At 65.1% G+C, this 20,229-nt stretch carries 14 protein-coding genes; 7 read left to right on the top strand and 7 right to left on the bottom strand.

Annotated elements, in window-relative coordinates; genetic code table 11:
* Positions 1–1,138: 1,138 nt before the first annotated feature.
* From AB0H50_RS27610 to AB0H50_RS27620, 3 genes are all read left to right on the top strand, one after another.
* Positions 1,139–1,729, top strand: a complete 591-nt coding sequence (locus AB0H50_RS27610; RefSeq protein WP_357457983.1) for a hypothetical protein — start codon at positions 1,139–1,141, stop codon at positions 1,727–1,729.
* Positions 1,730–2,025: 296 nt separating this feature from the next.
* The gene (locus AB0H50_RS27615; RefSeq protein ID WP_357457986.1) at positions 2,026–2,466 is read left to right on the top strand and encodes an SRPBCC domain-containing protein; all 441 of its coding nucleotides are present in this window, start codon (positions 2,026–2,028) and stop codon (positions 2,464–2,466) included.
* 8 nt (positions 2,467–2,474) lie between these two features.
* Positions 2,475–3,248 (top strand): metalloregulator ArsR/SmtB family transcription factor, encoded by a 774-nt coding sequence (locus tag AB0H50_RS27620; RefSeq protein WP_357457989.1) that lies wholly within the window; start codon positions 2,475–2,477, stop codon positions 3,246–3,248.
* Positions 3,249–3,356: 108 nt separating this feature from the next.
* Here the strand turns inward: AB0H50_RS27620 and AB0H50_RS27625 are convergent, their stop codons facing one another.
* The 5 genes from AB0H50_RS27625 to AB0H50_RS27645 form a co-directional block, all read right to left on the bottom strand.
* Complete coding sequence (locus tag AB0H50_RS27625; RefSeq protein WP_357457992.1) at positions 3,357–3,935, bottom strand: site-specific integrase; 579 nt, start codon at positions 3,933–3,935, stop codon at positions 3,357–3,359.
* A complete protein-coding gene (locus AB0H50_RS27630) occupies positions 3,932–4,285 on the bottom strand; it encodes a hypothetical protein (protein ID WP_357457995.1) in 354 nt (117 codons plus the stop codon). Before AB0H50_RS27630 ends, AB0H50_RS27625 begins: the two co-directional genes overlap by 4 nt.
* Before the next feature lie 240 nt (positions 4,286–4,525).
* The gene (locus AB0H50_RS27635) at positions 4,526–5,431 is read right to left on the bottom strand and encodes a recombinase (RefSeq protein WP_357457998.1); all 906 of its coding nucleotides are present in this window, start codon (positions 5,429–5,431) and stop codon (positions 4,526–4,528) included.
* A gap of 72 nt (positions 5,432–5,503) precedes the next feature.
* Complete coding sequence (locus tag AB0H50_RS27640; RefSeq protein WP_357458001.1) at positions 5,504–6,700, bottom strand: integrase; 1,197 nt, start codon at positions 6,698–6,700, stop codon at positions 5,504–5,506.
* A gap of 411 nt (positions 6,701–7,111) precedes the next feature.
* Entirely contained in the window at positions 7,112–7,240 is a 129-nt protein-coding gene (locus AB0H50_RS27645; RefSeq protein ID WP_357458004.1) for a hypothetical protein, read from the bottom strand.
* A 4,090-nt stretch (positions 7,241–11,330) separates the two neighbouring features.
* On the opposite strand from AB0H50_RS27645, the gene AB0H50_RS27650 reads away from it, so the two are divergent.
* A complete protein-coding gene (locus AB0H50_RS27650; RefSeq protein ID WP_357458007.1) occupies positions 11,331–12,458 on the top strand; it encodes an AAA family ATPase in 1,128 nt (375 codons plus the stop codon).
* The gene (locus AB0H50_RS27655; protein WP_357458010.1) at positions 12,448–13,212 is read left to right on the top strand and encodes a hypothetical protein; all 765 of its coding nucleotides are present in this window, start codon (positions 12,448–12,450) and stop codon (positions 13,210–13,212) included. The genes AB0H50_RS27650 and AB0H50_RS27655 overlap by 11 nt, the downstream gene beginning before the upstream one ends.
* Before the next feature lie 789 nt (positions 13,213–14,001).
* Here AB0H50_RS27655 and AB0H50_RS27660 read toward each other — a convergent pair.
* Entirely contained in the window at positions 14,002–14,970 is a 969-nt protein-coding gene (locus AB0H50_RS27660) for a replication protein RepA (RefSeq protein WP_357458013.1), read from the bottom strand.
* A gap of 3,690 nt (positions 14,971–18,660) precedes the next feature.
* Here AB0H50_RS27660 and AB0H50_RS27665 point away from each other — a divergent pair.
* Complete coding sequence (locus AB0H50_RS27665) at positions 18,661–18,810, top strand: hypothetical protein (protein WP_357458015.1); 150 nt, start codon at positions 18,661–18,663, stop codon at positions 18,808–18,810.
* Positions 18,803–19,144 (top strand): hypothetical protein, encoded by a 342-nt coding sequence (locus tag AB0H50_RS27670; RefSeq protein WP_357458017.1) that lies wholly within the window; start codon positions 18,803–18,805, stop codon positions 19,142–19,144. The genes AB0H50_RS27665 and AB0H50_RS27670 overlap by 8 nt, the downstream gene beginning before the upstream one ends.
* Before the next feature lie 878 nt (positions 19,145–20,022).
* Here AB0H50_RS27670 and AB0H50_RS27675 read toward each other — a convergent pair.
* Entirely contained in the window at positions 20,023–20,199 is a 177-nt protein-coding gene (locus AB0H50_RS27675) for a hypothetical protein (protein WP_357458019.1), read from the bottom strand.
* Positions 20,200–20,229: the final 30 nt, after the last annotated feature.

Raw genomic sequence — 20,229 nt, forward strand, 5'->3', positions numbered from 1 at the left:
CTGCGACGTTCGGCTCTTGTCACCAGTGTGGCGGGTCGCCGGTAGGACATCACAGGATCATCGGACTCGATCTCTTTCGCGCATAACATGCGGACATCGCCACGTCAGCGCGCTCGCCATGTCAGCACGGTATGCGCGCGACGCCGGGAAGATCGCAAGACCTGTCGGCCGTTCCACGGCAGCGGCCGCGACGCATAAACTTAGGGACCCGCTCTGGACCGAGCTCTCAGCAGAGAGCCGCAGCAGGGCTGAATAGCGCAAAGCCGCGTACGCAACGCCAGACTGCACGCATAGCTCGCGGACGCTGCACGAATCACCGCGCATGGCCTGCGGACAGCCACTGGTCGAGGCGGCAATCCCAGACGATCACGCATATCTCGCGGACATGGCCTCATCGTCACTAGACGATTGCCCGGCTGGTGCATGCATATCTGGCGGACACCGCACGCATAGCTTGCGGACACCTACACGCTCCCCGCGCATATCTCGCGGACGGTGGATAACCTTCGTCCGTTAGATATGCGCCCGCGCGCCCGCTCAAGGGCTCCACGCGAACAGGCAACCGCAGGTCATCATGGGAGTGGTCGTCGGACCGTCCGCGGGGTATGCGTGACAAACCGCCAGATCAGTCCGCATAAGACGCGGACGGTGAAGGCGCGGAGCTATCCACGCATATTTACCCGACGTTATCCACAACTCAGATGTGCGGTTGTGCCGCCGACCCGAGTTATCCACGCATATCCTGCGGACCCGCCGATCACTGTTTTCCCTGGAGCGCACGCATAACCTGCGGACTCCCCACGCATACCTCACGGACACAGATCCGATATTTCGGCAGGTGAGACACATAAAATCCGGCGCCATGTAGTTCTTTTCCTAGAAGAGATTCCTGTAGTAGGGTAGCCAGGGCTGTGGACAGGGCACTCGCCGCAGCCTCTTCGATGAATGTCTGCTGGGATTTCACCGCGTGACCCGGCGGCAGATGATCTCGCCTCGTGGAAGCCCCACACCTGCAGCAGGCCGCTGTTTCCGTCCCTCGGGTAGGTAAGCGCGGAGTACGGCGACGACGCGGACGCGGAACTGGTGATCACTAGGGCCCAGGCAGCAGCGGCTGAAACCGCGCGAGAAGCAGATCGCGGTGCTGGCGGCGACGGCCAAGGCGATGCTGGCGCGGGCGGTCGACGACGTACTGGAAGTGTTCAACCTGCTGATGACCGGCGGACTGCTGGGCAAGGCCGAGCGACAGTCCAAAGAGGAGAAGCTGCGCCGCTATCCCCGCGTGTCACGCAACGCCCGAAAGCTCGCCTCGGCGGTGAAGGTGCTGTTGGAAATGGTCGAGATCAACTCCCACGTCGGCCTCGGCATGGTGTGCGACATCATCGAGAAGACCGTCACGCAATCGGAGCTGCGTCACGCGGTTGAGGCGATCGAGGAGCTGGTGCCGGCCGGAGACGCCGAGCTGGCCAGGCAGCGCCTGGCCGAGCTGGCAGGCAAGCTGAGAACCGTCAAACCGTTCCTGCCGTTGATGATGGCGAAGGTGGTCTTCGGCGCGACACCCGACGGCGCGGCCGTCCTGGCGGCAACGAAGACGCTGGCCGAGCTGCTGACCGCACGACCGACGACGAGGCTGCCGGCGAATCTGTTGGACGCCCGCAAGGTCGACCACGACGTGATCACCGGGGCGTGCAACGACCCTGCGCGAACAGGGCTATCCGGTTCTCGACGATGATGTGGCGCGGCTGTCGGCGTTCATCCGCGCCCACCTCGGCCTGGACGGGCACTACAGCTTCGTGCTCCCGGACCTCGGTGGCCGACCGCGCCCCCTGCGCGACCCCGACGCTCCCGACGAGGGGTGCAGCCTGGCATTCGATTCGATCGTGCCCGCCACCCGGTCCCCCGTCCCTGAACGCAAGCCGGTGACTGGTGATGTGCGGGCACAATCCCGGTCGCGGTTGACATGCAGCCGATTGGCTGCATAATCGTAATGAGCAGCCGAAAGGCTGCCTATCGCAGAGGAGAATCACCATGGCCGATATTCGGCACCGTGTGGGCGTCTACGCCCCACAGCAGAGGGTCTACGACACCGTGAGCACGCCCGAGGGGGTGTCGAAGTGGTGGATGCCCACGAGCGGCGACGCCGAGAAGGAACTCGAGTTCGGCGGCGGGGAAAAGCCCGTCCTCACCGTGCAAGTCGCCGAGCTCGTCCCGGGTAAACGAGTGGCGTGGGATTGTGTAGACGGTCCGGCAGAGTGGGTCGGCACTACGATCACGTTCGATATCTACCCCGGACCCGCGCCGGAGGAGACGGTCGTAAAGTTCACCCACGCGAACTGGCGTGAGCCGGTGGAGTTCATGCACCATTGCTCCACTCGGTGGGGGCAGTTCCTGTTCAGCCTGAAGAGCGGGCTGGAGAACGGTGGCTGGCAGCCCGTCGCAGAGATGCCCCGCGCCAGCAGCTGGAGCTGACCGCGCCCGTGGACGAGGTCTTCCGGGCACTGGCCGATCCGACCCGACGCCGGCTCCTGGACAGTCTCAACGCCTGCAACGGTCAGACGCTGCGGGAACTGTGCGCCGGCCTGGACATGGCACGGCAGTCCGTCAGCAAACACCTCGCCGTCCTGGAGCAGGCCACCCTGGTCACCGCGGTGTGGCGGGGCCGGGAGAAGTTCCACTATCTCAACGCCGCGCCGATCAACGAGATCGCACAGCGATGGATCAACCAGTACGACCGGGCCCGCGTCGAGGCCCTAGCGGACCTGAAACAAGCCTTGGAAGCGACCCCCTTGGACATGACCGGCAACCCCGAATTCGTCTACACCACCTACATCCGCACTACACCGCAACGGTTATGGCAGGCGCTGACGGAGCCCGCCTTCACCCGGCGCTACTGGGCCGGATACACCTTCGAGTCGGACTGGCGGCCTGGCTCGACCATCGTCGTGACGACCGGCGACGGCCGCATCGCCGATGACCCCGAACAGGTTGTCCTGGAATCCGATCCGTTCAACCGCCTCGCCTACACGTGGCACAACAGGACATCGACGTGCGATGGGGGGACGCCGGAGCCGCGCTCCAAGGTGGCCTTTCACCTCGAAGACACCGGTGGCCTGGTGAAACTCACCGTCGTCCACGACGGCTTCATGCCGGGCAGCAAGGTACTCGAGAGCATCAGCCGCGGCTGGCCACGCGTCCTGGCCGACCTCAAGACTCTGCTGGAAACAGGTGAGCTGGCCGACCCGGTTCGGTGACGTGCCTAGAACATGCGGATGCGCTCGATGCGGCTGCGTTAGTAGTCGGCAAACAGGAACGCGCGCTGATCACGGCCGCGCTCGAACACGATGATCCGGCAGCAGATTTCAGTGGTTGTTGCGCCGCGCGACGGGGTCGGTCTCGGCATGCCAGCGGCCCAACGCCTCGGCGGACACCTTCGCGTACTTGGTGAGGCTGCGCACCGAGGTGTGCCCGCCCAAGGCCATCAACATCGGGGTGGACGCGCCGTTCTCGGCGGCATGGGTCAGCCGGGAATGGCGCAGCTGGTGCAGCGTGAACGGCCCCCGGCGCATCCCGGTCGTGTGCTCCTCGAGCAGGGGCGCGGCGCGGCGGTAGGACAATCGGGCGCGGCTCGTGCTCGGGTCGACGTCCTTCTGGGCCACCGACGGCTTGGTCTTGCGGTCGGTGAGAAACAACGGGCCAGCGCGCCGTCCCGCGATCAGCCGGGGCAGCAGCCGCGCGGTGCCGGTCTGCCAGTAGACGACATCGCGGGCACCGCCCTTGCGGGTGACCGTCGCGCACCGGTTGACGGTGTCGAGATCCTCGATGTCGAGGGTCAGGACCTCCTCGGCTCGCGCGGCCGATTCGTAGAGCATCGACCACAACACCTTCTCCGGCACCGGGGCGTCCATGCCCAGCAGCTCGGCCACCTCCGGCGTGGTCATCGCCTTGCTTTGTCCGGTGGGGTCGGCCGGGCCCGCGGCCGTGCCACCGGGTCGCCGGTCAGCCATCCCTGCTCGCGCCAGTACGCGCACGCCGACACCATCGCCGTCAACCGGAGGTTGAACGTCTTGGGCGCCTCGTCGCCCCACGCGAACACGAACCAGCCCGACACCCGGTCCGGGTCCAGCAGCCCCACATCGCCGTCCGCGCCGAAGTCGCGGACCAGCCGTTCCAGCGCGGCGGCGTAGCCGCGGCGGGTGTTCGCCGCGCGGATCGTGCCCAGATAGATCTTCACCGCGTCCGCCAACCGGACTCCGGTCGTCCGCGCCGGAAGCGTCCGCACCGATCCCATCCGAACCGCCTCCCAGCTCTACGGCAGATAGTTTCCCGAGTCGCCCCGTCGCAGAACCGCCGTCGAGCCAGGACGACTCGCAGTCTCCGGCAGATAATGGGTCACTATCTGCCATAACTTGCTTCCGCCGGATTTCTGGCGGATGAGCCTCTACCCTCGTCCCCGGGTCTGGGAAGGAGGATGGCAGTGGTAGGGGCTGGTCCGGCTGGTGGACCCAGGGTGCCCCAGTTGCGTTAGGTTTCAGTCCGTTTCGGGGCCGAACAGGTCGAGCAGGTTCGCGAGGATCTTTTCGGTGCGAGTCATGACGTCATCGAGGAGGTCGGGGACGTCGGCGAGGAGCTGCTGCCCGCGGGCGCGGGCAGCGATCCCGTGGTCGTAGTAGTCGTCGGACAGGACGACATCAGGATGGCGGACCGGTGGCGGGGCGGCCGGACTCGACTGAGCCCGGCGGCGGGCGCGCGGCGGACGGTGGACCGGCGCGCGGCCGGTGAGGTGCGCCAGGACGAGCGCGCGGGCGGATTCCGCCGACAGTGGGGCCAGTGTGAGCGGTGTGTAGCCGTGCCTGTCGAACGGCAGCAGCAGCGGGTGGTGTCCGTGATCTGGATGCAGGCCCACCTCGGGCAGAGTCTGCTGGCTGAGATGGTGTTGGAGTTTCGGCTTTCCCGCGGCAGATTCGGCGACTACCAGCACGCTCGTCCAGCGCCGAGCCACTGCGACCGGACACCGCGCGGGATCGCCGGTAGCGGCCAGCTCCAGCAGCGGCGCCTCGCCGATGCGCACCTGCTCGTTGGTGATGTCGAGGTCAGCCTGCGTGAGGCGTCCGATCGCGGCGAACGGCAGCCCGCCGGCGGCAAGGGTAAGCAGCAGCGCGTCGCGGCGCCCGAACAGCCCAGCCGTCCAACCCCACATCGGCAATGCAGGGAGCAGCTCGTCGACCGCCGCCTGCAGCCGCGTCCAGCGTGCGGCGCGGTTGACGTCGAGCGCGGCGCGCACCGCAGCAGCTCGCCCGGGTTCGGGGTGCCCAGCCGCGCGGTGTGCGCGGTTGATCGCGGCGATGCGGCGGCGCTGGGTCGGGACGGCATCGGGGTGTTCGGCGAGGAATTGGGCGAGAGTGGAGGGGTCGGCAGGCCGAGCTGACCGCTTCACGGCGGCACACCAGTCGGTGAACAGGGCCCAATCCCGCGCACTGCGGGTCGGGCGTGACGGTGCAGCGCTCATCTACAACCCGATCCGGGTGACCGAGTTCCCGGCCAGCGGGTCGGCCTCCCGCCGGTAGACCTCGAGCGTGCGCGGGTTCTTGTGCCCGGTGCCGCGCATGATGGTGTTCGCGTCCAGCCCGCGCCGGAAGCCCTCGGTGACGTGCCCGGCGCGCGCGGAGTGCCCGCCGTAGACACCGATGTCGGCGACCAGCCCGGCCTCGGCGGCGCGGCGGCGCACCATCAGGTTGATCGCGTCGCCGGACAGGTGCGTGTGGGCGAGCAGCCCGGTGCCGCGCACCCACCGGAACAGCGGCACCTCCCGATCCTCGAAGACCGGCCAGCGTCCGCCGCACACGTGCTCGACGGCCGGGTCGGGCTCGCGCAGCAGCCGGATGATCGCCGGGCGCCCGCCGTCCTGGTGGGCGGCGAGCACCCGCAGCCATCTCAGGTGCGCGCACGGCGGGCAGGTCAACGGCGAGCTGCCATGCGGCAGCGGCCGCACTAGCGGCGCGGTGCGGGAGGTCTTGGACTGGCGCAGCCGCACGTCCAGGCCGTGGCGGCGGCGCCGCACGTCGGAGACCCGCAGGTCGGCCAGCTCGCTTCGGCGGAACGCGCCCGCGTAGCCCAGCAGCAGCAGCGCCGCGTCGCGTCGCGCGGGTACCCGCGCGTGCCAGGTGCCGGGGCTGGTGTGCAGGTGGGTGATGATGGCGAGCATGTCCTCGAGGACCAGCGGCGCAGCCCGGCGCGGCGGGCGCGCGCCCTCGGCGGCGTACTCGGCCTCGATGCCGGTGATCGTCCGGCGGATCAGCAGCGCCGACCCGGGGTGCGGGTGCCCGGCCTCCGCGTGGCGGCGGTTGATCGCGGCCACCCAGCGGCGCAGCGTCGCCAGCGCGTAGGCCCGCTGCCCGCTCTCGGTGCGGGTGGCGGCGGTAACGGCCAGATACACCGCCAGGTGCGCCGGATCCACCGGCAGCGCCGCGAAACCCCGTGCGCCGCAGAAGCGTTCGAACCGCTGCCAGTCCGAGACGTAGGCGCGCACCGTGTTCGGAGCCTGCGCGGCCGACACCGCGGCCACCACCGCCGCCCAGTCCGCTGCGTCGACCCCCTCCCCCGCCGGGCTTCCCGGCGCGACCAGAGCGGCCACCCGCGCCCAGTCGGCGACCGCGAACCCGCCGTCCTCGGCCCCGAGCAGTTCCAGCGCGGTGCCCGCGTTCACCGCCGCTCCCCCGATCCCCGCGGATCGAGCAGCCAGCACTCGGTGATCCCGAGCACGGGTTCGGTACGCCCGCATCGGGTTTCGGTACCCCGCTTCAGGATCAGCACCCGGCCGCGGCACCGCCCGGCGCAGCCGGGGTGTAGCGGTGCGGAGGTCAGGCAGGCTCCGGTTCGGTCAACGTGCGCGGCCGCGGCAGCCGGGGCGGGCAGCCCGCACCCCTGGCACCACCAGTTCCGCTGCGCAGTCGCAAGCCGCCGCCCGTGTGCCAGCCGCCACATTGCCACCAGCTCCCCACCCATCCGCGCCACCCCGGCGTCGCGTCCGGCGCCGGCCGCGACGGGACCGCTCGCGCTCACCCGGGACACCAGCGACTCGTGCCCGCGGCCAAGGACAGACGGTCCGGGTCGGCGCTCACGCGCTCGGCCCCGCCAGCGCGGCGCCGACCTGACCGAGAAGGTCGGCGACGGTGAGCTCCCAGCACGCCCGGCCGGTGGGCTCGGCCAGCAGGGCCAAGGCCGTGAGCTGAGTGGGCTCGGTCATCGGGGTTCCCTCCCCTCGGGCGGCAGACCAGGCCGCCGCGGTGCGACAGAACGCGCGAGAACACCCGGCGGATTCGCCGCGACGGACCTCGGGGCGCGCACGCGTCCGGATCAGAATAGCCGCCCCGACCGGCCCGGACCGACCGCCACGCCGAGCCTGAGCGGCCGTGTGCGCACCCGAAAGACGCGCTACCAGCATCGATTCCACATCTACCCCGGATAAGTACCATTAACACGGGTAGCGGAACATAAATATCGACTGACAACGCCACTACGGGCCGCGCCGGGGGTGCGTGGCCCCTGCTGTGTAAAACCCGTCGTCACAATGTCAGTGCGCTGACCTGCGGATAGGACATCGGATGTCAGCGGAAGACGACATGAGTCGTCAGTAGCGCATAGTGCGTCATCTCGGCATTGACCTGTGAAAACGGCGGACGGGGAATCTGTCGGGAGATGTCGTTCGGACGATGTCGTTCAGGAGTGTCATCGTCGGTCGGCGGTGGTGCCGAGCAGGCTCGTGAGTTCTCGCATGGCTTGGGGTGATGGTTTGAAGTAGCGGCGCAGGTTTCTCGGCCTTGAGGTGCCGCGACTTGGCCATGAGTTCGACCAGGCTGGCTCCGGCTTCGCCGAGGTGGGTCAGGGCGGAGTGCCGAAACTCGTGGGTCCCATCCGGTGCTGGGCCCGTGGGTGGAGGTGGCTGCGTCGAGTAGTGCGCGGGGCTTGGCCGTAGGAAGGCGGGCCACGCCGGTGTCGGAGCAGGTGACGCGGTCGTCGATGCATAGACGGTGATGGCACTCCTATTGACCGAGTCGTCATCGACTTGCCGATCACCCCAGGCCCGGATGGCAAGCGCCGTACCGTGTTCGGGCACATCCTCGATCGCGGTGGGCAGGTTCTCAATCCACTTCTGGGCCTACACGGTGTCGAAGTTTCTGGTGCAGGTATACCGAGCGGCTTTGCTGGATGGCGCCTCCGATCTGGGGGCCGACCATCACACCGTGATCGCGGCGACAGCGCGCACTCTGCGGGATCTCGGTCGTGACGGTCTACCGAAATTCCGGCGCTGGCCCCATGCGCATCGACCTGGCCCGAGTACGCCGAGGAACAGGGCTCAGCGAGGACTCGACGCTGCTGCGATGGATCGCCCACAAGGTGTCCAAACGGTCGAACGGGGGACGTACGCGGCCTAGCCATGCTGCGGGGCGACCCCAGCGATGCGTTGACGCTCGACGTCTTTCCGACACCGGCATCACCGTACGCATGGTTCGGATGCCGGGGCCTCACCGCGGCGTCGAGGATCACCTCATGCATGCCGTCGACCAACCACGTCACCCAGGGGTTCACCAGGATGTCGTCCATGCCGAGGTGCACCGGAGCCTCCAGATCGGTTGCCGAGTGCAGGCTCGCCATGCTCGGCGCCCCTGGGTTGCCTTCCTGCTCGCGGTATGTGAGCCTCCGATGCAGCGTGGAGGCGTCGCCCTGCCAATAGGCAAGGCGGACAGGAACCGGTCCGCGGCAGCGCACGCGGGCGTCGACCACCGGACGAACCTCCGAATACGCTGATCCATACCATCCGAGCAGGCCGAGTCACCACAATCGAGTTGCGTTCGATCAAGAATCAGCCATCGATGCGCGGTGGTTCATCCGGCCAGCCCGGCCGCCAAGCGGGAATGAGAGCGACGGGTACACAGTGAGCGGCTCGGCACCGACCTCGCCGAACCGGCCGGGTTAGCTAACGAAGACCACGGTACTTTTCGATCGGCGGCGGTGGCCCGGTACTAGATGCCATCGCGCGGACCGGCATCTTCACAGCGGTGCCGACAGTAGCCGGTGACGCACCAGTTCTGGAAGGATACCCCAAAGCCGCAGCGATATGGACTGGGCGGATTCCTGGTCAGCACCTAAAGATTCAGGTCGGGTTGTGGCTGTTGCTCCACGAGTATGCGCTGTATGCAGCCACTGTGGCTTACCTGCGGGCCGATTGGAACCAGCTGACACCCATCGCCGAACGCGGCGGCGGGCTCGACGACGAAGCGTGCTGGCTCGAGCGCCCAGACCCGGGGTGATTCACCCGACTGGCTGCACGAACACCACGCTAATCTCGCAGGCGACCGAGCCACTGCTGACGACCCCTACCCGAGCTGCGGTCTCGCCGGACATCAGCTGGCCTGCCGACTACACACGATTCCCGCACCGCCTGCTACTGACATTTTTCATGCCGTCTCTCAGCGAAAATGTCAATGCGAAGATGTTAACGAACACCGTACCTGTCACCAGCGGGTCTGGCGCTTTCGAGCGGATTGATCCCCCGTATCTCGTGGCGGCGTGGAAATCGACACCTTCGGGCGCTGCGCGGATGCGGCTTTCGCGGCTGTCCCCTCGTGGCAACGAGGGGACAGCCTTAACGAAACATTCCGAAAGACATGTGGGTTAGCGGCCTTGCCTCGCGGAGTCTCTCTATTATTCCCGTGCAGAAACGAAGTCGCTGCGTGCGCCAGAAACGAAGTCCCTGCGACGTCCAGGGTAGCCGATTCATTATGCGAGCAGATTCAGCGTCGCTGGCGCAACGCCGCGGTCATGGCGCGGCAGTGGCGCCTGCTATGCGAGGAGAAGGCCGGTCCGTGCTGTCACGATCAGATCAACCAGCTACCTGCCGCGGTCACCCTCTCGACCCGTCTGCAGCTGCGTCACTTTCGCGCCACCGCAGATGTCGCCGACATGCCAGCGCGCCGTGATACACGCGCCCTCCCAGCGTGCGATCTAGTGCCAGGCAAGGGTTTCGTCGTGCCAGTCCCTGAGCAGAACGATGCCGCCATCAGTACCGGTGGCAGCTGCAGCGAGGGCACGGCGAGGTCGGTCGCGCGCCACGGGGACATCGAACCCGCACAAGCTGTCCTCGATAGCGGGGAGCTGTCGCGGGCGCGGTGATTCGCCCCCTCCGCGCACTCGACAACTCGAGGGCTTCCACTGCAACCGCAGCTGACGGGTGCGACTCGCCCGACCGGGTCGGCGCACGCGTTTGGCGTGGCGCATGAACTCACTTCCTGCGCAGATCCCGGTCAGACGCGGTCGATTGCTCTGCGCCGACGGCGGATCGAACAGTGACCATGAGAAGGATCTCCCGTGAAGCGAGCTGTCTTGGCAGATTCATCGGGGGGACGAATTACACCAATCCTGCCGACGATCTTACTCCGGAGATGCCAAGCGCTTCCATCGACAGCCGGTGGCTTCTGACTGATCCGGCCGACTGGGGCCATGACGCGCTACCCCGCGGCCCCGCTGGTAGCGCCAACTGGGCCGCCACAGCGGGCGCATAGGCGGGACTCGATCCAAATTTTCTCCGAAATCTGCTGTACCCGAGCTCTTTTGAGGAACGCCGACAAATCAGGCTCCTCGCAACGCATAGACATCCAACCCCCTATTGCATGGCTTAACCCTGCCGAAAGTCGTCACTGTGACGAAGCTGCGGTTCGGGCGATCGGAAACCGACAAACCCTGGCCTGCATCGCCCCTGCGCTTGGGCGTGTCGACAGGCCCTGGGCCAATCGGTTCAGTCAGCTGCTTTACCCTATTGCCTGCCAAATGGTCTCGCCGCCCCACGCCGAAAGCCTCAGCTTGGCTGCGACTTCGAGACCTCCTACCATTCGCCCACCCGCGTTCGTATGCCGCTACGTGAATGCAACTGCCTAGCAAGGCTGCTCGTTTCACCCTCACGTGGAGCGGCTCACTTGTCGAACCATCGAAGCCCCGGCCCTTCGGAGCGTCCATCGCAGAGCGACATTCGATCGGCTAGAGCAACTGCCGCCACAGATATGGTGAGGACCTCAATCGGACAAGAAAATACGTCTTGACCTGGTGTTATAACACCCTAACAGCGCTTCTGACAGTGCTTCTAACAGTGCTAGTCACTCAGTATCGCGACCTCCTACTGAGAGGCACGCGTCGAAACTTCCCTCATTGGGCCGATGTTCACGTAACGACGCCTATCTGGCGGCATTTCTTTCCTGTGCAGCGGCGAGTTGAGGTGACTTTCCTCGCGTGGTCTCGTAGCATGCTGTCCGAGCGGTTGAATCAACGAAAGGACCTGGGGAATGACAGATGTCGCGCCGACGGAGGGCAATACGCTCTTGGCGAGCCTGCCTGACTCAGCATGGATCAGAGAAGGCATAGAGGACCCAGGCAATTCTCTAGCGATACTCGGCAAGAAGGGTGGAACCGGGAAAACGACACTGACTCAGCTGCTGCTGGATGCGGGCGTCCGCTTCGGTCTGAACATGTTGGGAATAGACGGAGACCCCCAGGGCAACTTATCGATCGCTCTCGACAACAAAGTGCGGATGGTTGACACCGGACGTGTAGGGCTTGGCAACAGAAAGGTTCTCGAACCCGATCGCCTCACTCTCGTTGAGGTGTTGCTGGCAAACGAAGACGGAGTTGTTGATGAGGGGTTCCAGCTTTCAGGCTGGGAGTACGACCCCACCGCTGACTTCACGCGCGGAGGTCCGCTGATCCCTGGGAAGATTGGAACCGTAGGGATTGTGCCCGCGTATAAGGCACTCGAAGACGTCAGCCGAGGCTGGAATATTTCCGACCTCGGAAGGCTTGACCGGGCTCTCAATGCACCACTGGCTCCGGGAGGAGTGCCACCACGACTTCGATGGGACGTGGTGATGTCCGACATGCTGCCCGGCGGTTCCGACCTCGCTCGTGCACAGCTGAAAGCCATGCGTAAGTTTCTACTGCTGACTACAGCGGAACCGTTCGGAATCAACGCGATTGCAGACACCTTGGACTTCGGTCGGGACATCCGAGAAAACTGGGATAATCCGCGGCTTGAAGCCCTCGGTCTTGTCTTCACTTCTTACAACCCTCAGGGCATCGTCACCCGCGCCGAGCTCGCAGACCTTCGCGCGGCGCAGGAGGCAGGCAGTGAAGCAGTCGACATCGAGATCTGGGACCCCCGCGTGCCCACTCGGACGGTCGTGCCGAAGGCCCAGGGGTATCGCGCACCCGTCTCGGCGCTGCTGGCGGAGAGCCGTGATCGGAACAAAGCCATGGAGATGTGTCAGGTCGCTGAAGCAGTGCTTCTGCGAATCCTGCACAAGATCGGTCACCCGGATGTGCAGGAATTGGAACAGCGATGGCGTGCGGCTTGGCCCGACCTCTCGCCGTGGGCCACCGGTGCGATCAGCGAGAAGGAGACGCAGCATGGCGCTTAAACGCCAACCCGTCCTGGATGGAACCTACGGCGCGCCAGCCGCCGAGGACAAACCGACCACGGAGCAGCGCAGTGCCGCAGCTGTAGAGACAAAGGTCGACCGCGAACCTGCATTACCCAACGAATCCCAGCGGCCAGTCGATGAATCCACTCCCACCGAACAAATCCTCGACGTCCCGGCTGCGGCACCGGACCGAACCGAGCGTGTCGCAAAGGCCGACCGTGCAGCATCGGTCGAGCGACCGACCCCGCTGCGAACGGTTGCAAAGAACAGACGAGCACAGACGCGTGTTGATGAACTCGCGCGCACTGCAGTCGAGGAATCCTTCCGGTCAGCCAAGCGCAAACCGAAGGAATGGGGGAGCGCACCGATTCGCATCGCCACCACAGTCAAAGACCGATTGGCGGCACGGCGAGCACTGGATGAGGAAGCCTACGGTGTGAAGTTCGCCGAAACACATTACATGGACGCCGCTTTGGCAAGAGTGCCCGAGGACCCTGCAGTCGCGATCGACTGGGTCGAGAGGTACCTTGACGGCTTCCCCCTGAAAGCGCCGGCAACGGTTGGAACCACCGGCCGTGTCCGGACATCGACTATTGAGCATCTCGAGAAGGTGACTCGGGCGGTACGGATGAAGGCTGGATATGGCTTCATCGGGCACCTGCAAACCGCTGCGCTGGAACGTCTGCTTGACTCACTCGACCGGTGGGACGCTGAGAATCAATCTCAAGTAGTAGACCTAGACGAGGCCTAACTCTTGCGGATCGACAAGCGCGAGGCGCGGGGGACTGGTGATCAATTACCGCGCCTCGCCGTCGTTCGGTTGCCCCTGGGGGCATGGACGTTGCCCGTGGGGAAACGCCGGGTGATACACCCGTCACAGTGACGAAAGTGTCTGTGCTCGTGTGCTCGTCTGGTGGCCGGGCTCAACTGGCCCAGAACACAAGTAGAAGCAAGATTTGGCTGTAAGCCGCGAATCCGCAATAGCCGGTGGGGGTCGACGGATCGCACGCATCTGCACGGGTGGGCCTTCTGGCGGCACCATCCCGCGAATTTCGGAGAACCGCTCGAGACAACACCCTTCCCCCGTGGCGCTGACCGATAGCGGTCGTGGCGGCCTCTGTCGGGTCGCGACATGCTCGGCACGCCGCACCTCTTTCGAGGCGGGCGAGGACCAGACAGGCGCGTCGTAGAGCAGGTCGGACGATGTACGACGTTGCCGACGAGGTCGAGCACTCCGAACGGGAAGGCACCGGCTGGTGTGGCGCCGACGCTGTTGTTGCCGGGGTGTAGCCGTGGTGGTCTCGAAGTGATTGCGCCACCAGGCTTCCAAGTGTCGAGGTCTTGGATCTGGAGACCGCCCACTGTTCAGCGGTGTTGGCGCGGGCGACGGCTACCACCCAGACCGTCAAATGGTCACGTCCCATCCCAGCACCCACGTGCGAAAGAACCACTGAGTGCTGAGCGTGCAGGTGAGACAACTCGGCAGCCGGTTGCAGCTGTAAACGATCAGCACTGTCTACGACAACTGGCCGCCGCACCGTCAGGCAAAGCCGCCGTCCAACGTCAACTGCCCACTCGCGGTAGCCCCGGATTCCAGTGCCCGCAGCCCCTTGAACCGCACATGCGTCAGGCTGGGCCGCAACACCAGACCAGCAGCGGTGGATTCGACGTTCGCATCCCGGTACACCGTCAACACCCGCGCTAGATGCCGCTCCACTGCCTTCTTGAACTTGTACCGTGCCTCTTTGGTCTCCAATTTGCGGGCTGAGCCGAACTGAGCGTTCAGCTCATCCCAGGACACGGTGATCTCGTGCCGTAGATAGGAGAACCGATAGGTCAACCACGCGTACATGTCGATACACCACGCGTTGTCGCCGAACAATCGCAGTGCACCGAGGTCCAGAGGCACAGCGCGATCCAAGATTTCCTCGTAGAAGTCTGTCGACAACTGCACGACCGCCCGGTCATCGTCTGATCCGTCCGCACCCCATAGCAGGACGCGGTGCGCGACCGACAAGTTCTGGGTCAAGACAGCTCGTTCGCCATCGGGGAGGGTTCGCTGGGACCGCACGCTGATCTTGGCGTGGAACAGTCGTTCGGTCTGTGTACGCAGCCGGGTGAGGCTGCCGGTGGAGCCGCCGGTCGCCTTGACGTCTGGGTTGAGCTGGCGGAAGAACTCCACCACACCATCGCCGAGGACAAGAGTCGAAGACTTCGTACGCTTGGCTTCGGTGATGAGCCAGAACATCAGCTGCCGGGGAATAACGCCGGAAGGGTAACCAAGCGAGCGGGGCTTCCCGCTATCCGGGTCGTCGGTGTAACCGGGTTGAACGGTCAGCAGAAGATTGCCGTTGCGGCGCTGCCATACCGGTATGTCCCCGGGGTTGCGGTACGGCAGGCAAACCTGCGCCAAGAAGCCGGTCGTGAACGCCAACTCCTGAGCTTCGGACTCCGCGAGCGCCTCCGCGGCGCGCACCAGCGCTAGCTCATCACGTTTCGGGCGCGCCATGTCAAGACACTATGCCAGCTGCAGCTGCCCCGCGTCACCGCGAACACGCCGCCACGCATTACAGAGGTCACCGCGCACAACTGTCGACCCCCGCTTCGCCTCGACCCAGCCGATGTCGCAGACCGAACGCAATCGCTGGCGCCCAGAAGCCGTCCGGCAGTCCCTGGCCCCGCAGCACCATCGGCGTAGCCAGTTCGGCGATGCGGCGATAGTGTCCCCCTTCCATCTTGGGTTCCAGGAGTATCACTCTGTACGGTCTGTCAACCGGAGTTCGGCTCTCCTCCAAGTCGACCATGGTCTTGCTCGCATTCAAGCCCGCAATCGCAAGACCGGCTGATGAACTGCCGATGCAGCCGCGCCTGAGAGCGCATTACAGGAGTCACCAACAGTCGACACGCATTACAGAGCTCACCGCCCCGAGACAACTGAGCGTAATGACCACTCACAGCACGGGGTTCGGGCGGTCCAGAACACGATCGCTGGCTTCGCTTAGACACCGTGAACAGCAAACTTCCCGACTAGAGTCTCCGTCGAGCTGGCCAACGCGGGAATGCTGGTTACCTGGACTGACGGCTACGACCAGCGGATATGCCAGCCTCGCTAAGCGATGGGCCAGAAATACTGAGACACCAGCGGAACCGGTGGAATCTGCCCAGGTTCACTGAGCCGCGACCCGCACCACCGAAGAACGCATTAGAAGGGGCACCGATACTGTGCATTGGATGAGTCACCTATAGGGCATCGGGCCTGTCACGGCCGCATCACACCAGCTCGGGACTAGTTGGTCGATCGAGGACGCAACCAGTGTGGCGGCTGCCTGCCAGCGTCCGCACGCGCATCGCTTGGCAAGCAAGCCGATCCAGCGGGCCTGATGGCCGGTGTCGGCGCCACGTGCCCGATCATGAACGCGTCGGTCCGCTTGCGCGAACGCGCCGAGTTCGGGTCGTTCGACCTGGACGAACGGACTAGGCCCTACACAGCCGGCCATCATCCTAACTGGTCAGCGAAGTAGCGGGGTTCCGTCATACCGCGCCCCGCCCGCCGTCGATGAGCGCAACCACCTCGGTGACCCTACTCATGCGCCTGTCGGGCGGTGACTCCTCTAATGCGTCGAATGTCGGATCGGCTGATGACACTCTTAATGCGTTGCCCGGTCCGGGTGATGACCGTTCTAATGCGTTCCTCGGATGAGGAGGTGACCCCTGTAATGCGTGTGCACGGTCGGCGTGGTGACCCCCGTAATGCGCGCTGAATCAGTAAGGTGGCCCCTGTAATGCGTGTGCAGCGCCCGCCGCCCTCTCCACAACCAATGTGGGCGCCCTGTGGATAAACCGGCGCGCCAACCGATCTATCCACACATTAGAGAGGTCACCGCCAGCACCCTGTTTCCGCAGGAAGCGGCGCATTAGACAGGTCACCGCCACGCATTACAGAGGTCACCGCGACACGCTGAAACCGCAGTTCAACCCACATTTTTTCGACCCGCCTGTAGTTCTTCCCTGTTTCAAAGACACCTGTAGTAGGCTGGCGGCGGCTGTGGAAATTACAGGAGTGCGATTCACCGCCAAGCAGTCGAACAGGGATTCAGGTCTGTGCCATCATCGCCGGCACTGACCTCAACCACGGGAAGGGCCGCTGGCCCCTCCTCCGTGCGGCACAACCTCAACACGACACTTCGCAGCTATCCCCACGTGCTTAGCCCACGGTGTTGGACTAGCTTTGAGGCTCCGTGTCCAGAAACCGCGGGGACAACCTCGTTGCTGTTGCGCCCACCGCCGTCACTGCCCTGATCGCACAACTCACTTGCTGCGAGCTTGACCGGTCAAATTCCTGATGAAGGGGCACTTCGAGCCAGCCGAGGGTTACCGCCTCGACCAGTCCCTACCAAGCCGCAAACAGATCCAGCTGCGCAACTGGCGTCGACCTCGTATCACGTCCAGCATGAGCGCGCGGGTGGTGTCGGAGGGAGACAGGCGGGTACAGCAGTAGCACTTCTACAACGGCACGCCTACAACTTGCCTGAGCGCCATCGCTACTGCGCTGGTCGACGCGTTCTTTGAACGTGCGCCCGCCCGCGAAGCCCGTCGCGCCGCGTGAGCTACGCCAGCCACGCAGCGGCGAGATTTGCTATCGCGGAAGGTGAATCGGTGGCTGCGGTATGTATTGAGCGTGTGTATCACTACCGCGAGCTGATGGATGACGACCCGAAACGCCGAGCCAGCGCAGACGATAGCGGCGATGGTGACGGTGGCTATCTTTACGGGCCCAGCCCGCGGCGGCGCCGGTTGCGGGTAATGCTCGACCTGGACACGCTGACCTCGGAGGTGACCACTACGACGGGATGTCCAGCTATGCCTCGGAATCGCAGTTCAAGTGGACGCTGTATGCCGACCGTGTCCGGTACCGCACGGGACCTTTCATCTGCGGTCCGCAGCTGATTGACGCTGCCATGGAACATGAAGGGACGAGGAGATCCGGCTTATGGTGCTGCTGGGACAGACCGCGGGCACGGCGGGCGCCGAAATCGTCATCTCGTGCTCCCGGGCGATCGGACGCATCATCTACATAACAAACTTCTTCACCCCAGAGCAGGCTGTGAGGACGCGGCAGAAGTGCTGGAGCACATGCTGGTGATGCTCTGCGGCGCAATCGATGTCGTGGGCCGCTAGCTGCACCGGGCGCTGCAGTTGAACGGCGAGCCTAGACAGGCCGCCAAACCGCACGTCGGCCACTGCTACCGCGGCAAGATCCACCCGGTCTTCGACGGCCAACCAGGAATCGAACGGCTGAGCGAACTACAGGAGGTGCTCAAGGTGGTGTTCGACCTGCGCAAAAGCGTGCACAACCTGTCGCTCAAGGCCGTCGGCGGCAGCCCGGTTCCGAACTTCGGTGTCTCGCCGACAAAGGGTGCCCGCACACTGCTCATCCCGGCCGACTCCGGGAAGAAGCTGCTCGCACTGGACCAGGACGCGCGCAGCCGCTGGGGTGCCCTCGGCGGCGCGGGCACCGTGTGGCGAGAGATTCGGCGCAGCCTCGCCGAGCCCTGGCACAGCCCCCGGCCTGAACCACGCCTGGCCGACACCCTCCGTGAGGCGACTCTGTCAGGGCATCTGCTGCGCACCGATCCGCGCGGCCGCAGACCACTCAGCAGACCTCAGCGGCCGACATCTACAGCGCCGCCTCCGGCCTGCTCGCCGAAATACCACTGCCAACCGGCCCCCGATCTCGCTGACAGCATTTCCACCACCTCGTGGATCCGGGCAAACCGAGCTCGACCTCGACGACATCTCCGTCATCGAGGAAAACGTCGAAGTGCTCGAAATCCTCGACCGCTCCACACCGCCTGGCGACTGTATCGAGACCGCATCCGCAAGTCGGCTCATACCCTGAAGAGCAGCCACATCACCGGCACCGTGCCGCCAGCTTCCGACTGTCGAGATCGAAACCCAATCCAATCCCAACCACAGGCGGCGAGATCTCGGAGCGCACGCGCAGCGGTTGATTCCGGCACGCGAGGCGCTTACATTCGTAAGACAAAGGTAGGATGGTTCTATGGTATGGGATGTACCTGAATGGGCTCTGGAGGCAGCAACACGTCTCGGCATCGAGCCGTACGACATTATGCAGGTACTTACAGGGCCAGGACGGCGATGGCCGCGACCCGTTCGCGGCCGCGGTGACCTACCCGCCTTGATGATCATCGGCCGCACCGCCTCCGGAGTCCCGCTCGCCGTCGTCGTTCGACCGGTGGCGCAGTGGGATCACCAGGTAATCGGGGTGCTGCCGGTGGCCGGTGAACTCCTCGCCGAGTTTGAGAAATGGGAGGCACACCATGAGTGACCAGAACCGATACCCGACCAACGCCGAGGAAGCCGCCGAGTTCCTCGACACGCTCCGCTTCGATGACTCGGCCCCGGAGCCGGAACTCCCCGGCAGCGGCACCCCGGTCCTCGTGTCCAGGACAGTCCGGATTCCACTCGACATCGACGCCCGGCTCAAGGCCGAAGCCAAAAGGCGTGGTGTTCCGGACGCTGTCGTGTTCCGTGAGTGGCTCGAGATTGGCATGGGCTCCCAAAGCCAAAACGATGACACGCTCGTGAGGTTCGGTGAAGTGCAGCGGGCACTGGAAGGGGTGCTGTCCAAGCTCCATCCGGTGCAGAAGCGTTCGGCCTGACGACCGACGCCCGTGCCCCAGCGCCGCACGCGGCGACGGGTCGAGTATCTGGATCTCACCGATATCGGGAATGGGATCATGAACCGCCGCCTACTCGAGGTCGGCGTGTTCGGTGTGTTCGGCCGCCAGCACTTCGGTGTGCGGTGGCCGACCGCCATCGGGCGATGGCGTTATGGAAGAGTTGGTGCAGCAGGGCGGGTTTTGAGTGCTTCGACCTCGATCTGCATGAGGCGGCCATGCGCAGCGCCCATCGCGAGCGACGTCGCGTCGCACTTAGTCGGCTCGGAGTACCAACAGCTGTGCTGAGCAACGAGCGCGTCCTTCTCCGCCCCGAGGTACACCTCAACCGGCTGCCCAGAAGTCCGGTCACGTCGATAGGACCGGCGAGACCTTGCCCTGCACCAGGCATCGAACGCGAGAGGTCTGGCGATCTCCCGACCCCGGTCGGCCAGATCAGGAAACCGCCCGGCGCGCCGCCGCTCGGCAGTCACCGCGTTGAGCCGCTTGTAGGCCGCGGTCGAATTGGCAGCACCTCAGCGGCGACCAGGCGATAGACAGCTGCCGAAACGTCACCGCCGACTCACCGCCGTAGGACTCGACGACACCGCGAGCGACATCGAGAACATCCGGCAACACCAACCTGACCGCCGGCGCCCACCTCTCTTCCGTGGCGATGCGGACTAGTCCTAGTCCCCACTCATTGTCTCCCCGAAATGCGATGCCGCAGACCCCCGGGGCCGGTGCGCGCGACCGAGCAATGCACGATTTGCTGTGCAACCCCCGCGCGGATGCGGTCTACATCGTTCGGTTTCGTTCGGGTACGGCCAAGCAGATCGAAGAATCCACCGAGGTCGGACCGTCATTCTGTACCGGCTTGATCAACAGTGATGCTCCTGAACGGCGTCCGCACGGACTGTTGCGGCATGGCTATCGAAATCCTGTCCGGCATCGGCGCTTTCGTCCTCATCCTCCAGGCCACCGCTCGCGTGCCGGGTGCCCTGGCCGAGCTGGTGCGAGTCTGCGGTCCGGTACTCGACGCGGTGCGCGACCTTCACGACGCTAGCACCGTGCTTCGCGGACTCGGT

This window comes from Nocardia sp. NPDC050793, assembly GCF_040654065.1.
In the GTDB taxonomy this organism is placed as follows: domain Bacteria; phylum Actinomycetota; class Actinomycetes; order Mycobacteriales; family Mycobacteriaceae; genus Nocardia.